The sequence below is a fragment of the Janthinobacterium leeuwenhoeki genome (genome assembly GCF_051380795.1).
Lineage (GTDB): Bacteria > Pseudomonadota > Gammaproteobacteria > Burkholderiales > Burkholderiaceae_D > Janthinobacterium.
Window position 1 is genome coordinate 19434 of record NZ_JBNYXT010000009.1, and the last position, 16480, is coordinate 35913.

Genomic DNA, 16480 nt, shown 5'->3' on the forward strand with positions numbered 1-16480 from the left:
CGAAGGCAATGTTAGTGTTGAAAAACGGCTGCAGATAAACGCAAACACGAGCCGCAACGCCGTAGCGAAGCACCTAAATAAGCAGTTGGGATTTCAATCGAGATGACGGCATGTCCGTCACGCCAACAAGAGGAAAGAGCATGTTTGATTTGAATCGCAGAAAGACCCTGATCAGCACTGCAGTCGCAGGCGCGCTGGCCGTACTGGCGGCGCCGGGGTTCGGGCAGGAAGCCGGCCCACCGCCAGAATCCGCCGACACCATTCAGGAGATCATGGTGACGGCTACGCGCTACAGCACGTCGCTGCTGAAAACGCCGGTGGCGGTGACCGCCGTCACGCAGGATGACTTGACCCGCCAGGGCGCGGTCAACGTCAAGTCGCTGTCCGGCGAAGTGCCCAACCTGCAGCTGGGTGGAGCGGTGGACGGCAGCTCCGGCGTGCAGATCGCCATACGCGGCGTGTCCAATTCCGACTTCAGCGAAATCGGCAACCCTGCGGTCGGCCTGCACGTGGCAGGGATTTACTCGCCGCGTCCACAAGGTGCGCTGGCCCTGCTGTTCGACCTGGACCGGCTGGAGATTTTGCGCGGCCCGCAGGGCACGCTGTTTGGCCGTAACTCCACCGGCGGCAGCATCAACATCATTCCCAACAAGCCTGTCATCGGCAGCAAGGAAGGCAGTGCCGAACTGGATCTGGGTAACTACAACCACCGCCAGCTGAACGTGGTGCAGAACATCCCGGTCACCAACGACATCGCGTTGCGCTTCACCGCCATGGGCGTCAAGCGTGACGGCTGGATCAATCAAACCCAGGACAAGTACGACGTCAATATGCCGGCCAAAGGTTTTCCGGCCGACGGCATTCCAGACACCGACCAGCGCCGCAACCGCCAGCTGGACAAGAGCGACTACTACACCAACCGCAACCAGTGGGCGACGCGCCTGTCCGGCCTATGGAAGGTGAGCAAGGACCTGCAATGGCTGGTCTCCTACGAAAACTACCAGAACAACGACGCCGGCGAACTGGCGCTCAAGGACTGCGCGCAGGCCGCCGGTACGGCATATGCCTGCAAAGGCGGCAAGTACGATGTTGCCATCAACGTGCCGGGGATTACCGACATGTCGATCCGCACGCTGCGCTCCAACATCGTCTGGAATGTCAGCAAGCAGACCGACATCGAATACAGCTACGCGCATGCGACGCAGCGCCGCTCCCAGCAGCAGGACAGCGACGCCGGCTACCAGAACATCGAGGCCGACGTCAACGCCACTGCGGCGGCGGGCGGCGATCACTGGCCGGTGGTGGACAACGCCACCTATACGCTGGGATCGAAATTCGCTTCCGACGTCCACGAACTGCAACTGCGCCAAAACTTCGGCACGCTGCGCTATGTGGCCGGCCTGTTCTACATGAAGGAGAAGAACAACATCGACTTCGGCCAGGACTTCCTGAATCAGGGACCGAACGGCTACCCTTACTCCAACTACTACCACCAGCCGGACCGCCGCTCCGAATCCAAGGCGGCGTTCGCGCAGTCCGACTGGCAGTTCACCCCGGCCTGGAACTTTACCGCCGGTGTCCGCATGAGCAAGGACTCGCGCGCCGACAACAACGGCCAGTTCTGGGAGTCGTATGGCAAAGACTACTTCAACGGCATCCTCGATCCGGGCGGTCCGGGCACGCCAGGCTACACCGGCGTCAATTCCGGCATGCTCAAGCCGGGTATGGGCGCCTACTATGGCAGCGGCGTGTTCCCGGCTGGCTCGGCAATCAGCAACCACGCGGAATCGTGGAGCAAAACCACCGGCCGCCTGGGCCTGACTTGGCAGATCGACTCGCGCAACATGGTTTACACCTCGCTGTCCACCGGTTACAAGGCTGGCGGCTTCAACGATCGCTTCAATCTGTGCGGCTCCGAGCTCGATGCCAGCGGCAAGCCTTATGATTGCGCCACCGGTCCGGCCGGCCCACAGTACTCCTTCCTGCCGTACCGGCCGGAGACCGTCACCAATCTGGAATTCGGCTACAAGGGCAAGCTGCTGGACGATCGTCTGACCTTGTCGGCCACGGTGTTCTACAGCCGCTACAAGGACATGCAGGTCACCGGCCAGCACACCGTCGGCCGCAGCAAGCGTACCTGCGATGCGGAACATCCAGCCTGCGACGCGGTGATCAGCTGGTATTCGACTCAGAACGTGGGCCGGGCCGATATCAAGGGCCTGGAACTGGAAGGCCAGTATCGGCCATGGCGTGACGCCCGCATCAGCTACTCGGCCTCGCTGCTGAGCGCGAAGATCGCCGACTACCCGACCTACAGCGACGACATCGGTTGCGACGCCCGCGCCGCGCAAGGTGTGACGCCGTGCCCGGAATATTACACCGGAACCGATCCATCGCTGGCCCAGCTGCGTCCCTACAACGTGGTCGGCAACCATCTGCCATACTCGCCGCCCAAGACCATGAACCTGAGCTTCTCGCAGGATTTCTACTTCAACGACGGCTGGTCGCTGACGCCATGGGTCCAGTGGCGCTGGCAGGACAAGATGTACTTCTCGCTACGTAATCTCGATACGCCGCACCTGTCCGACGCGCAGAAAGCCTACAGCCAGGTGGATGCCTCGCTGCGCCTGAGCGCACCGGGCGGCGCCAAGTATCCATGGCACGCCGAGCTTTACGTCCGTAACGTGGCCGACGTGCGCGCCAAGACCTGGGCCGGCATCGCTGGCCCGCAGCAGACCTTCACTGTAGCGTCGTACAACGATCCGCGCATGATCGGCATCCGCATGGGTACCGAGTGGTAAGCGCCCCGGCAGTCTGATTCACCCCGTGGTAAAGCAGCAAGCGGCGGTCAGTACGCGGACCGCCGTGGGCGGAATGCGCCCGGTCCATCCTGTTCATAACCTAACCTGGAGACTTTCGTGATCGCTACCAAATTTGTTCCGAGCCCGCTGCGCGCATTGGCCGCGTCCTTCACCCTGGGGGCCGCCGTCCTGAGCGCCGATGCTTCGGCCGCGGCGTTCGTGCTGGCCTATACGGACGGGCAGATCGCCCAGTCCTACACCAATCTGCAGGCCTTTTACGGCAACCTGTCGGCCGTCGGTCTGGGTTCGTCCTACGCCATGCTGGCCAACGGCAGCATCGACAGCAGCGGCCTGACCACCACCACCAACAACATCATCACCTTCTCCAAGAGCAAAAACCTGCCCTTGTATCCGACCGTCTCGGACTACAGCAATTCCTTCGGCGGCTTTGATCCGTCCGTGAGCAACGGTTTCCTCGCCAGCGCCGCCAGCCGCGCGACCGCCGTCTCCAACCTGGTCAACCTGGCCGTGAACAACGGCTTCGCCGGCATCAACATCGACCTCGAAGCTGTGCAGCCGGCGATGAAGACGCAGATGTCGTCCTTTATCAGCGCACTGGCAACGGGCCTGCACAATCAGGGCAAAAAACTCATTATCAGCATTCCGCCGATGAGCGGCGATGGCCAGCCGGCCTATCTGGCCGGTTACGACTACGCTGCGATCGGCGCGGCGGTGGACTACTTCCAGCTGATGACGTATGACGAAGTCGGACCTGGCTGGTCCTCGTCCAATTCGGCCACCTGGCCTGGACCGGAAGCGGGCCTGGACTGGATGCAGTCCAAACTGGGCTACGCCGTATCGCGGGTGCCGGCAGCCAAGGTGCTGCAAGGGCTGCCTACCTATGGCTACGACTACAGCACCGGCGTCGCGGCTTACTGGAAGGGCGCCAACGGCGTATCCGGCTACAACGACGTCATCGCCGCCCACGGCGCAAGCAAGAAGCGCGACACCGCGTCGGCCACGCCATACGCCACCTGGGGCACGGTGGTACAGCAAGCCGATGGCACGGCATGGAGCACCGCCAACAAGCAGCCGGTGTTGTGGTATGACGATGCGCAGAGCATTACCGCCAAGGCCGCGCTGGTGAACACCTACGGGCTCGGCGGCACCAGTGTCTGGGCCATGGGCTACGAGGATGGCACATTTTGGAGCGCGGTGAGCGCGGGCCTGGGCAGCGGCGGCGGCACCGACAGCAATATCGCCCCCACGGGCACCGGCTACGTGTGGACCGCCAATGCCACGTCCACCGCCAATACCAACAAGGCGGCGGCGGGCGCCGTCAATGACGGTAATACCAGCACCAGCCTGACGCTGAACAGTGTGGGAGAAGGCGCCAGCCCGAAATGGCAGGCGGCCGGCGTCATCTTCACAGCGACCAAGGTCATTTCATCGGCCAAGTTCATCAACGGTGCGATTGACACTTACGGCAATGGCTATTTCGAATCCGGCCTGAGCTTGCAGTACACCACCAACGGCACTACTTGGATAGATGCGGGATGGGCGGTCAGCCCGGCTTATCCGAACAGTGCGTCGGCCGGTGGCATAACTTATACCTTCAGCGGCGCCGGCATCAGCGGCGTGACCGGCGTACGGATGACGGGACGCACCGGCGCTTCTTCGTGGAGCGGTTCGATCAAGGAACTGCAGGTGCAGGGACATTGATTTTTCCAAAGGAGATTGTATGCGGTTGATGAGTGCTCTCCTGCTGGCGGCGACGTCGTGCCAGGCCGCTCCTTCGATGAGGGAGGATCTTTTTGTCGTCACGCCGCTGACAGCGGAGCGCAGTTTCACCGCCGGCATAGAAGGGCCGGCGGTGGACGCGGCGGGGAATGTGTACGCGGTCAATTTCGGCCGCCAGCAGACCATCGGCATCGTCACTCCGCAAGGCGTGGCGCGCGAGTTCGCCACGCTGCCCGGCGCCTCCGTGCCGAATGGCCTGCGCTTCGATCGCCAGGGCGCGCTGTACGTGGCCGATTATATCGGCCACAACGTGTTCCGCATCGCGCCGGACGGCGCCGCGCCGCAGCTGTACGCGCACGAGGCCAGCATGAGCCAGCCCAACGACCTGGCCATCATGGAGGACGGCGTGCTGTATGCCAGCGATCCGGATTGGGCGCACGACACAGGCCGCGTCTGGCGCATCGACCGTGATGGCAAGGTGACCCTGGCGGCGGACGGCATGGGCACCGCCAACGGCATCGAGGTCAGTCCTGATGGCCGGACTCTGTATGTGAACGAAAGCGTGCAGCGCAATATCTGGGCCTTCAGTATCGGCGCCGATGGCGCGTTGACCAACAAGCGTCTGCTGCATCGCTTTGAGGATTTCGGCATGGACGGCATGCGTGTCGATGTCGATGGCAATCTGTACGTGAGCCGGTTTGGAAAGGGCACAGTGGCCAAGCTTTCGCGGGATGGCCAACTGCTGCTGGAGATCGTTCTGCCGGGGCTGCGGCCCAGTAATCTGTGCTTTGGTGGGCCGGATGGCCGCACCATCTATGTCACCGAGGTCGAACATCAGCAACTGCTGCAGTTCCGCGTCGACCGTCCAGGACTGGAGTGGCAGCGCATACAGGGGCGCCAGTGACAACGGCAGGCCGCCATGCTCGGCGCGTGCGCGGCATGTCGCTGGTCGAACTGTTGGTGACGATGCTGCTGCTGTCGTTGATGGCGGTGCTGGGATGGCGCGCGCTCGATGGCATCCTGGCCTCGCGCGTGGCGCTGACCGCGCAACTGGACGCCATACGCGGACATCAGCTGGCTTTTGCGCAGCTGGAAGCCGATTGCGCGCAACTGATGCGCAGCGCATCGCTGGACGGCCAGCCCACCTTGTCGGCGGCGCAGGGCCGGCTGGTGCTGCTGCGCGGCGTCGCCGGCGATGGCGGCGCCGACCGCATGCAGGTGGTGGTGTACCACATCGATGGCGACCGGCTGACACGCAGCACCTCGGCCGCCACGCGTGATCTAGTGCAGCTGCAGGCAAGCTGGAAGGCGGCGGTATCGGGCGCGCCGCCGCCGGAGGGTGTGACCTTGGATCGGCAGGTGGCGGCCTTCGCGCTACGCACCTGGAGCGGGGGTGCCTGGCAGTCTGTGGCTGCGGCTGCGGGTGCAGACCGTCTGCGTACACGACGTGTGGTGCGGCCTCCGGTGGCGGAGGCGCTGGGGCTGCAAGTGATACTGCATCCGGCCGACAGCGTGGCGCCGCTGGTGCGCATGTACATGCTGGGAGGCGGCTGATGCGCCACCACGCTTGCCGGATACGGAGGCAGCGCGGCATTGCGCTGCTGACCGCGCTGTTGATCACTACCTTGGCGGTAAGTGCTGTGGCCAGCCTGTTCTGGCACCAGCTGGTGGAGGTCCGCATGATGGAGAGCCAGCGCCTGCGCCTGCAAACGCAATGGGTGCAGCGCGCTGGCCTGGATTGGAGCCGGCAGCTGCTGCGCGACGACGGCCAACGCTCGCCTGAACTGACCACGCTGGACGGTATGTGGAACCAGCAGCCGGCCGAGATTTCGCTGGACCGCTACTTCGATCGCGATCCAGCGGCGCAAGCCGGATCGCGCGCCACGCTCGCCAGCAGCCTGGTCGACGCGCAGTCACGCTACAACCTCGCCAATCTGGCCAGCGATCGCAACTTGAACCTGGCCGAAATCGCCGTCTATGAGCGTCTGCTGGCCGGTTTGCGGCTTGACCCGGCTCTGGCTTTACGCACCGCGCTGGCCATCGCCGGCGGGCAGCAGGGGCCGGGACAGGGGGGCGGCGGCGTTCAGAGGCAAGCGTCGCTGTTGCGCGTCGACGAGCTGTCCAGCGTGCCGGGTTACACGCCGTCAGTGCTGGCTGCGCTGTCGCCCTTTATTGTCTTGCTGCCGGCGCCGGCCGATCTCAATCTGGACAGTGCTGCGCCGGAACTGCTGGCGGCGGTGGCGCGCTTGCCGCTGCCGCAGGCGCGCCAGCTGGCGGAGCGCCGCCGCCAGGCTTACTTCCGCAGCATGGCGGAGCTGCAAGCGGCGTTGCTCGGCGGCGCGCTGCCGGATGGCGTGCGGGTCGGCCTGCGTAGCGACTATTTCCTGGTCGAGAACCAGATAAGACTGGACCACGCCGAATTGAATACCGTTTCATTGCTTTACCGGCCGCGCGGGAGTGCGGCCTCCATTGAGCTGGTCTGGACCCGTGAGGACTGACCGGCCCTGCGTTTTCATTTTACGTTTGAGGTGAGTATGCGTTTACTATTTTTTGTGACATGTATGGTGGGGTCGATGGGGGCTGCACAGGCCCAGCAGATTGTGCCGCTGCCGGCGCACCTGCAGCGCAATGCGGGCGAGTTCGCGCTGACAGCCGGCACCCGCATCGTTGCCGATGAGGGGGCCCAGGCCGAGGCGCAGATGCTGCGGGATTACCTGCGCCAGGCCACCGGCTTCGCGCTACCCGTGGACAGGCGTGATGGCACCAACGCCATCCGCCTCAAGCTGGACGCGAGTCTGCGCTCGCTGGGCAAGGAAGGCTATCGACTGGTCAGCGACGCGGGCGGCGTGAACATTACCGCCGCCGAGCCGGCAGGCCTGTTCTACGGCGTGCAGACGCTGCGCCAGATGCTGCCGGCCGATATCTATCGCAAGGCGCCGCTGCGGCGCGGTTGGCAGCTGCCTGCCGTCAGCATCGAAGACCAGCCGCGCTTTGGCTGGCGCGGCAGCCATCTGGATACGGCGCGCCACTTCATGCCGAAGAGCTTTGTGCTCAAGCACATCGAACTGCTGGCGCAGAACAAGATGAACGTGTTCCACTGGCACCTGACCGACGACCAGGGCTGGCGCATCGAGATCAAGCGCTTCCCGCTACTGACGCAAGTGGGCGCCTGGCGCAGCGAGACCCAGCTGACGCCACGTCCCGGCGATCCGCCCGGTCTGCGTTACGACGGCCAGCCGCATGGCGGCTACTACACGCAGGAGGATGTCCGCGAAGTGGTGGCGTATGCCGCCGCACGCCATATCACGGTGGTGCCGGAGATCGAGATGCCGGGCCATGCGCTGGCCGCCATCGCCGCCTATCCCGAATTGGGCAATCGCCCCGACAAGAAGCTGCCCGTGGGCCGCGAGTGGGGCGTGATCACGCAGGTGTTCAGCCCCGAGGAGCACACGGTGCGCTTCCTGCAGCAAGTGATGGACGAGGTGCTGACGCTGTTCCCGGGCCAGTACATCCACGTCGGCGGCGACGAGTGCCCGAAAACCGAATGGGCGCATGCACCGGCGGCACTGGCGCGCATGAAGGCGCTGAAGCTGGTGCCGGCGTCCACCACGCTGGAAGACATCCAGAACTACAAGGATGGACAAGGCAAGCCGGCCGAGCACCCCGCGCTGCATCAACTGCAAAGCTGGTTCATCGGCCAGATGGGCACCTATCTGGCGCAAAAAGGCCGCCGTCTGATCGGCTGGGAAGAGATCCTGGAAGGCGGCCTGGTATCCGGCGCCACCGTGATGAGCTGGCGCGGCGAAGAGGGGGGGCTGAACGCCGCCAAGGCCGGGTACGACGTGGTGATGGCGCCCGAACGCGACACCTATCTGGACTACGCCCAGCTGCCGGCCGACACGCCGGGCTATCGCGAACCACTCGGTGCACGCGTGGTCAATACCCTGGACCATGTGTACGCCTACGAGCCGCTTCCCGCCTCCATGCCGCCCGAACTGGCCAGGCACGTGCTGGGCAGCCAGGCGCAGTTGTGGACCGAATACATGCAAGGTCCGCGCGAGGTCGAATACATGGCCTGGCCACGCCTGCTGGCGATGGCGGAAGTGTTGTGGACGCCGAAGCCACTCAAGGATTACGCCAACTTCCAACAGCGCCTGCCATCCTCGTTGCAGCGCCTGGAGGCGCAAGACGTCAATTACCGCACTGCCGACGGCCCGCATTGGCCGCGTTGAAAGGGAATCATGACTACGCAAAAAAATTACCAGGTGTTCCTGGCCGTGGTCAGCGGCCTGGCCGGCTTGCTGTACGGGATAGACATCGGCATCATCGATCCGGCGCTGCCTTACCTGAACCGCTCGACCAGTCTGTCGGAAAGCCAGTTGTCGCTGGTGGTGGCGGCGGTATTGGCCGGGTCCATTCTGGGATCGGTGCTGGCCGGCGCGCTGGCCGACTGGCTGGGCCGCAAGCCGATGATGGTGGTGAGTGCGCTGATGTTCGTCGGCAGCGTGGCGGTGATTTATCTGTCGCAATCCTTCATGCCGCTGATGCTGGGCCGTCTGTTACAGGGCATGAGCGGCGGCGTGATCGCGGTGGTGGTGCCGCTTTACCTGGCCGAGTGCCTGCCCGCCGCGCAGCGCGGACGCGGGGTGGCACTGTTCCAGTTCATGCTGACCGCAGGCATCGTGCTGGCCGCCTTTGTCGGCAACCACTACCTGGGCAACGCGGAACTGGAAATACAGGCCGCTGGCGAAGATCAGCAGCGCATCGTGGCCGCGGCCGATCACGCCTGGCGCAGCATGTTCCTGACCGTGATGTATCCGGGAGCGCTGTTTTTCGTGGGCTGCTGCCTAGTGTCTGAATCGCCGCGCTGGCTGATACGTCAAGCGAGGCCGGAAAAGGCGCGCGCCGCTTTGGCGCGCCTGTTGCCGCCGGCCGCCGCCGAGAGCGAGTTCAAAGAGATCGTCGACGCGCTGGCGGTGGAGCAGGAGCGGCCAAGGTCGTCGCCGGTGGCGGCGCTACTTGAGATGCTGACCGAGCGCCGTTATGTTCTGCCGTTTATCCTCGCCTGCATCATCCTCGGTTGCAACCAGGCGACCGGCATCAACTCGGTGTTGCAGTTCATGTCCACCATTTTGCAGAAGGCCGGCCTGGACCCGGTGGCGGCGGCCGGCTACGGTACGGTCATCAAGATCCTCAATTCGGTAATGACAGTGGTGGCAATCGTGCTGGTCGAGCGCAAGGGCAGGGTGTTCCTGCTGAAGCTGGGCACTGGCGGCATTATCGTCTCGCTGTGTCTGCTGGCCTTGTTGTTCCACCGCTTTGAATCGCAGCGCGTCGACGTGCGCGCGGAGGTGGCGGCGCTGGTCAAGGACAACCGTCTCGACTTCAATCTGGCGGATGCCAGCTGGGCCGGCCAAGGGGCTGTGCAGCTCAACGTTCTATATCAGTATGGCGACCATCAGCAGGTGGCCGAGGCCTACACGCCGACCGAGGCCTCGCAAGCGGTGTTAAAGCGTGCCGCCGACGTGGTACGGGCGCTGCCGGCCGGGCAACGTGCGTTGATCGAGCAGGCGCAGCTGGCATGGAGCGGGCGCGCTGCAGCCGCTGCGGTGAAACCGGCGCAGCAGTTGATCGCAACACTGCCTCCGGCGTCGCGCGAGGCTCTCAATGCGGCACGGCAGGTGTACGTGGCCATGCATGTGCAGGTGGCCAACGCGGCTGCAGGGCAGGCGCCCCTGCAGATTCTGCGCGCCTATGTCGGACCGACACCAAGCCGTGCCAGCGGCCTGTTGGCGGCGCTGTGCATTGCCGGGTTTATTGCGTTCTTCTCGATCGGTCCGGGAGTGTGCGTCTGGTTGGCGCTGTCAGAGCTCATGCCCACGCGGATACGTTCAGTGGGCATGGGCGTGGCGTTGCTGATCAACCAGGGGACCGGAACGCTGATCGCAGGCGCCTTCCTGCCTATCGTCGGGAATTATGGCTTTCACGTGATGTTCCTGTTCTGGACCGCCTGCACGGTGCTGTACTTTGTGACCTCCGCGTTTTTCCTCCCCGAAACCAAGGGCAAGTCGCTGGAAGAAATCGAGCGCCTGTTTGCGCGGCCCGAATAGGAGTCAGCACGCTAGCTGGTTCTAATGGAATGGACGCTCTCTTTCAAACGGCATCGAGGTGCCAAAATAGGGGGATATAGGTTTATGTGTTTACGCGCATGTCTATATAAATATTATCTAGACGTAGGTAAGCCCCCATTTTCAGAGCGCGCTAAGAGCCGAGGTTAAGTAATCCTCAGGAAATTATTGTGAAGTTATGACGAACAGAGCCGGATGCAATGCAAGGCGCCCGCTGCGACGCAGTGCGAGCACTGCTAGCAGAGGGCAAGCCTCGACGGCCACCTTGCACAGCGCCGGCTATGGAAGTCAGAAATCACAATAATTTATTGTAGATAACTTAACCAAACATGGTTGCCATGCTGTTCTTGCAAAGGCGCATATCTAAAAAATAGAGAAGTTGTTGATGTGATTAAGGGTTTGCATTAGCGGCGCACGCCCCTTGCTGGTGCAGCGCCCTTTGCCGGTGTCTTGGCACGGCCCAGCGGCACGGCGGCCGGCTTGGCACGGGTCTTGATGGTCGACAAGATCGAGGGCCGCACCTTCGATTCGGCAGCTGCCGCTTTAGGTGCCGCTGCCGTGCCGCCCAGGGCGATGCGGTTTTTGCCTGGCGTGACCTTGAACTTGTCCGGCGTGCCGGCGCCATGCGTCTGGCGGCTGCGTTCGCCTGCGGCCAGGCCGCCCGACTCCGACGACGTCCAGGCAGGAATCAAGTGTTTGTCGCCATTGCCGATCAAGTCGCCACGGCCCATGTTGACCAGCGCTTCGCGCAGGATCGGCCAGTTGGCCGGGTCCTGGTAGCGCAGGAAAGCCTTGTGCGTGCGGCGGATCTTGCCGCTGCGCGCCGTTTCCACCCCTTCCGAGTCTGCCGTGACCTTGCGCAAAGGATTCTTGCGCGTGTGGTACATGGTCGTCGCCATGGCCATCGGCGTGGGCATGAAGGTTTGCACCTGGTCCAGCTTGAAATTGTTTTTCTTCAGCCACAGGGCCAGATTCAGCATGTCCAGGTCCGTCGTGCCCGGATGGGCGGCGATAAAGTAGGGAATCAAATACTGCTTCTTGCCTGCTTCCAGCGAGAAACGGTCAAACATTTCCTTGAACTCGTCATACGCGCCGATGCCGGGCTTCATCATCTTCGACAAGGTGCCCTCTTCCGTGTGCTCGGGCGCGATCTTCAGCAAGCCGCCGACGTGGTGCGTCACCAGCTCTTTGACATACTCGGGCGAACGCACGGCCAGGTCGTAGCGCAAGCCCGAGCTGATCAGGACTTTCTTGATGCCCGGAATGGCGCGCGCCTTGCGGTACAGCGAGATCAGCTTGCTGTGGTCCGTGCCCAAATTCACGCAGATGGACGGGTACACGCAGGACAGGCGCCGGCACGACACTTCGATCTCTTTTTCCTTGCAGGCCAGGCGATACATATTTGCCGTCGGGCCACCCATATCGGAAATGGTGCCCGTAAAGCCTTTGGTTTTATCGCGGATATGCTCGATTTCACGCAGGATCGACGGTTCCGAACGGCTCTGGATGATGCGTCCTTCGTGCTCCGTGATCGAACAGAAGGTGCAGCCGCCGAAGCAGCCGCGCATGATGTTGACGGAGAAGCGGATCATTTCCCAAGCGGGAATATGCGCCTTGCCATAGCTCGGGTGCGGTGCGCGCGCGTAATTCATGTCGTACACGCCATCCATCTCATCCATGGCCAGCGGCAGCGGCGGCGGATTGAGCCACACGTCGCGTTCGCCGTGCGCCTGCACCATGGCGCGCGCATTGCCGGGATTCGATTCCAGGTGGAACACGCGCGAGGCGTGCGCATACATGACGGGGTCATCCTTGACAACGTCGTAGGCGGGCAGGCGCACGACCGTCTTGTCGTGCTTTTCCTTGGCCATGGCCAGGCGCTCTTCGCGGCTCATGATGCGGATCGGCTTGATGACTTCGGCCGATTTCGACGCATTTTCCGTGGCGCAAGCGGTCTTGTCTTCCTGCACCATCTCGTACGGGCTGTAGTGCGGATCGATCTTGCCGGGCACATCGACGCGGGTGGAATTGTGCACGCCCCAGTCCTCGCCGGGCAGCCAGCCGGACGGCACCATGAAGGCCGTGCCGCGCAAGTCACGGATATCCTTGATCGCTTCGCCAGCAGCGAGGCGATGGGTCAGGTCGACCAGCGCCCGCTCGGCATTGCCGAAAATCAACAAATCAGCCTTGGAATCGGGCAGGACGGAACGGCGGACCTTGTCCGACCAGTAATCGTAATGGGCGATGCGGCGCAGGGACGCTTCGATGCTGCCGATGACTACCGGCACGTCGGGATACGCTTCGCGCGCGCGCTGGGCGTACACGGTAACGGCGCGGTCCGGGCGCTTGTTCGGTTCGGCATTCGCCGTGTAGGCGTCATCGGAGCGGATCTTGCGGTCGGCCGTGTACTGGTTGACCATGGAATCCATGTTGCCGGCGGTAATGCCGTAGTACAAACGCGGCTTGCCGAGGATGCGGAACGCGTCGGCCGACAGCCAGTCCGGCTGGCTGATGATGCCAACGCGATAACCTTGCGCTTCGAGCAGGCGGCCAACTAAGGCCATGCCGAAACTCGGATGGTCGATGTAGGCGTCGCCCGTGACGAGGATGACGTCGCACTGGTCCCAGCCCAGCGCGTCCATCTCGGCACGCGACATCGGCAGGAATGGCGCCACAGCAGCGCGGGCAGACCGCTTGGGAACGGTCGCAAATAAATTGGTAGGGGAGCTCATAGGGTACGGATTGTACCGGAATTGGCCATTTCCAACCTGACGGCCTGCTTTTTACTGTTGGATTTTCGTACAAAAAACGTTTATTTTTCAATTACTTGGGATGAATGGGGCAGACCCGTTGGGGCAATGCGTCCCAGTGGGGCGCATTGCAATCGCGTAGCGACGGACCCCGATCAGATTCCCATGTTAGCCAGAATCTCACCCAACTCCCGCAGCGCTGGCTCCAGTTTCGGATGCTTGACGGCGAATTTGGCCGACAATTCCTGGCTGCGCTCGGCCAGGCCATAGGTCGTCGACTCTTCTTCCTGCTCCTGCGCGGCGCGCTTTTCCAGCAACTGCTGAATATCGCCATTGAGCTTTTGCAGCAAACCATGCGTTTCTTCATCCACAGGATCGCCAGATGCGATGGTCGATTGCAGCTGTTGCAACGATTCCTTGAGTTTGCTATCCATGTTTTTTCCTGTCAGTCAGTAAATTGCGTGTCCAGGTACAGCTGTTCCACCTTGCTCCTGGCCCACGGGGTCTTGCGCAAAAACTTCAGGCTCGACTTGATGCTGGGATCGCTGATGAAGCAATTGATATCGATGTGCTTGGCCAGGCCATCCCAACCGTAGTGGGCGTGCAGGCGCGTCACGATACCTTCCAGGGTAATGCCATTCAAATCTTGCTGACTCATATACTCTTTCGACTGCCTTCTTGTTTACATCTTACTCAATTCTACGCCGCCAGCATAGAAAGCTTGCGTGCGCCGTATCAACGCAACGCAAGCTTCTGATGAGGACGCCTTACTTGGCGTTCAAGCCGCGGCGTTCCAGCAAAGGTTCCACGGTGGCGTCGCGGCCGCGGAAGTCACGGAACAGTTGCAGCGCATCGACACTGCCGCCGCGCGACAGCAATTTGCTGCGGAACCAGTCGCCATTCTTGCGCGTCAGGCCGCCGTTTTCCTTGAACCAGTTGACCGATTCCGCGTCCAGCTTTTCCGACCACAGGTAAGCGTAGTAGGCTGCCGAATAGCCGCCCGAAAAGCTGTGCGAGAAATAGCTGGTGCGGTAGCGTGGCGGCACGGGCGCGTAATCGACGCCCGCGTCTTTCAGCGACGCCGCTTCAAAGGCCAGCACGTCGGTCGGGATCTGGCTTGGCGCCAGCTGGTGCCAGCGCTGGTCCAGCAAGGCCGCCGACAGGTATTCCGTGGTCATGAAGCCCTGGTTGAATTTCTTCGCCGCCGTGACCTTGTCGAGCAATTCCTGCGGCATGGCCGCGCCGCTCTGGTAGTGCTTGGCATAGTTTTGCAGCACTTCCGGCCAGACGGCCCACATTTCATTGACTTGCGACGGGTACTCGACGAAGTCGCTCGGCACGCTGGTGCCGGCAAAGCGCGGGTACTTCACGTCCGAAAACATGCCGTGCAGCGCATGGCCGAACTCATGGAACATGGTCGTCACTTCATCGAACGTCAGCAAGGTCGGCTGGCCGGCGGGCGGCTTCGGAATGTTCAACTGGTTGGCGACGACGGGATGCGTGCCCATCAGCGACGATTGCGACACGTATTCATTCATCCACGCACCGCCATGCTTGTTGCCGCGCGCATAGAAGTCGGCGATAAACAGGGCCAGCGGCTTGCCGTTGGCGTCCAGCACGTCATACACGCGCACGTCCGGGTTGTACACCGGTAGATCAGTACGCTGCTTGAAGCTGATGCCATACAGTTTATTGGCGGCAAAGAAGACGCCGTTGTTCAGCACGCTGTTCAATTCCAGGTACGGTTTCAGCTCGTTTTCATCAAAGTTAAAACGTTGCTTGCGCAGCTTGTCCGTGTAGATGGCCCAGTCGGCCGCTGCCACCTGGAAGCCGCCCTTTTCCGCATCGACCACTTGCTGCAGGTCGGCCGCTTCGCGGCGCGCGTTGGCGACGGCCGGTTTCGCCAGTTCCGACAGCAGGGTGTTGACGGCCGTGGTGGTCTTGGCCGTCTGGTCTTCCAGCGAGTACGCGGCATAATTGGCGTAACCGAGCAGGGTAGCCCGTTCGGCGCGCAGTTTGGCCAGCTTCAGCACGATGGCACGGTTGTCGAACTCGCCGCCCTGGCTGCCACGGTTCAAGGATGCATCCATCAAACGCTGGCGTGTCTTGCGATCCGTCAATACGGCCAGCGGTGGCTGGCCGCTGGTGTTCACCAGGGCGATGAGGAACTTGCCCGTCAGGCCACGCTCCTTGGCGGCAGCGGCGGCCGTGTCGATATCGCTGTCCGTCATGCCCGCCAGCTCGGCACGCGTGTCGACGACGATGCTCCTGGCATTCGTTTCCTTCAGCACGTTTTGCGCGAAAGCCGTTTCCAGGCCTGCCTGCTCGGCGTTGTAGGCCTTCAATTTTTCCTTGTCCGCATCGGACAGCTTGGCGCCGGCGCGCACGAAATCCGTGTGATAGCGGGCCAAGAGGCGCAAGGATTCGGCATCCAGGCCCAGCTTGTCGCGCTTGGCGTACAGGGTGTCGATGCGGGTAAACAGTTTCGGATTCAGGGTGATCGCGTCGCCATGCGCGGCCAGCTTCGGCGACACGTCCACTTCCACCGCTTCCAGCACGGCGTTGGTATTGGTCGAGGTCATGTTGCTGAAGATGCTCTGCACGCGGTGCAGCAGCTGCCCCGTGCGCTCGAGGGCCACGATGGTGTTTTCAAATGTGGGCGCCTGGCGGTTGCTGGCAATGGCGTTGACTTCGGCCAACTGGCGTTTCATGCCTTCGGCAAACGCCGGCGCGTAGTGCGCATCCTTGATCAGGCCGAACTGCGGCATCTGAAACGGCAGCGGGCTCACTTTGAGCAGGGGGTTCTGGGCGCTGACGGCGGCGGCAGGCGCGGATTTTGCAGTGGCGGCAGCCATGGCGGACGGAGCGGCGTGGGCCAGCATGACGCTGGCGGCGATGACGAGCAGTTGTGGACGGATCATGAGATCTTTCAGGAAGCGCGGGGAAGAACCGCGATCGCGTCGCGGGCCAGTGGCAGATCATAGCAGTCTGTCACACAGGCGTCATCCAACATGGGCGATCCTGCGGTGCAGCACGCCAAATGCGCGGTTTACCACGGTTT

At 62.6% G+C, this 16480-nt stretch carries 11 protein-coding genes; 7 read left to right on the top strand and 4 right to left on the bottom strand.

Annotation, left to right across the window (positions count from 1 at the left end):
* Window positions 1–140 precede the first annotated feature (140 nt).
* The 7 genes from ACQ4WS_RS10160 (at window position 141) to ACQ4WS_RS10190 (ending at window position 10651) form a co-directional block, all read left to right on the top strand.
* Window positions 141–2801, top strand: coding sequence for a TonB-dependent receptor (locus tag ACQ4WS_RS10160; RefSeq protein ID WP_436475879.1), 2661 nt, complete (start codon window positions 141–143; stop codon window positions 2799–2801).
* Between the two features lie 117 nt (window positions 2802–2918).
* Window positions 2919–4523, top strand: a complete 1605-nt coding sequence (locus tag ACQ4WS_RS10165; protein WP_436475880.1) for a glycosyl hydrolase family 18 protein — start codon at window positions 2919–2921, stop codon at window positions 4521–4523.
* Between the two features lie 19 nt (window positions 4524–4542).
* A complete protein-coding gene (locus ACQ4WS_RS10170; RefSeq protein WP_436475882.1) occupies window positions 4543–5445 on the top strand; it encodes an SMP-30/gluconolactonase/LRE family protein in 903 nt (300 codons plus the stop codon).
* Window positions 5418–6095 carry a PulJ/GspJ family protein gene (locus tag ACQ4WS_RS10175; RefSeq protein WP_436475883.1) on the top strand — a complete coding sequence of 226 codons (678 nt, stop codon included), beginning with the start codon at window positions 5418–5420 and terminating at the stop codon, window positions 6093–6095. The genes ACQ4WS_RS10170 and ACQ4WS_RS10175 overlap by 28 nt, the downstream gene beginning before the upstream one ends.
* Window positions 6095–7039, top strand: coding sequence for a type II secretion system minor pseudopilin GspK (gspK, locus tag ACQ4WS_RS10180; protein WP_436475885.1), 945 nt, complete (start codon window positions 6095–6097; stop codon window positions 7037–7039). The genes ACQ4WS_RS10175 and gspK overlap by 1 nt, the downstream gene beginning before the upstream one ends.
* Before the next feature lie 75 nt (window positions 7040–7114).
* Window positions 7115–8773, top strand: a complete 1659-nt coding sequence (locus tag ACQ4WS_RS10185; protein WP_436475887.1) for a beta-N-acetylhexosaminidase — start codon at window positions 7115–7117, stop codon at window positions 8771–8773.
* Between the two features lie 9 nt (window positions 8774–8782).
* A complete protein-coding gene (locus ACQ4WS_RS10190; protein ID WP_436475889.1) occupies window positions 8783–10651 on the top strand; it encodes an MFS transporter in 1869 nt (622 codons plus the stop codon).
* Between the two features lie 422 nt (window positions 10652–11073).
* Here ACQ4WS_RS10190 and ACQ4WS_RS10195 read toward each other — a convergent pair whose 3' ends face one another.
* From ACQ4WS_RS10195 to ACQ4WS_RS10210, 4 genes are all read right to left on the bottom strand, one after another.
* A complete protein-coding gene (locus tag ACQ4WS_RS10195; protein WP_436476028.1) occupies window positions 11074–13326 on the bottom strand; it encodes a YgiQ family radical SAM protein in 2253 nt (750 codons plus the stop codon).
* A 248-nt stretch (window positions 13327–13574) separates the two neighbouring features.
* Window positions 13575–13853, bottom strand: a complete 279-nt coding sequence (locus tag ACQ4WS_RS10200; protein ID WP_436475890.1) for a DUF4404 family protein — start codon at window positions 13851–13853, stop codon at window positions 13575–13577.
* Window positions 13854–13864: 11 nt separating this feature from the next.
* Window positions 13865–14077, bottom strand: coding sequence for a VF530 family protein (locus ACQ4WS_RS10205; protein ID WP_071326083.1), 213 nt, complete (start codon window positions 14075–14077; stop codon window positions 13865–13867).
* A 109-nt stretch (window positions 14078–14186) separates the two neighbouring features.
* Window positions 14187–16340 (bottom strand): M3 family metallopeptidase, encoded by a 2154-nt coding sequence (locus ACQ4WS_RS10210; RefSeq protein ID WP_436475891.1) that lies wholly within the window; start codon window positions 16338–16340, stop codon window positions 14187–14189.
* Window positions 16341–16480 lie beyond the last annotated feature (140 nt).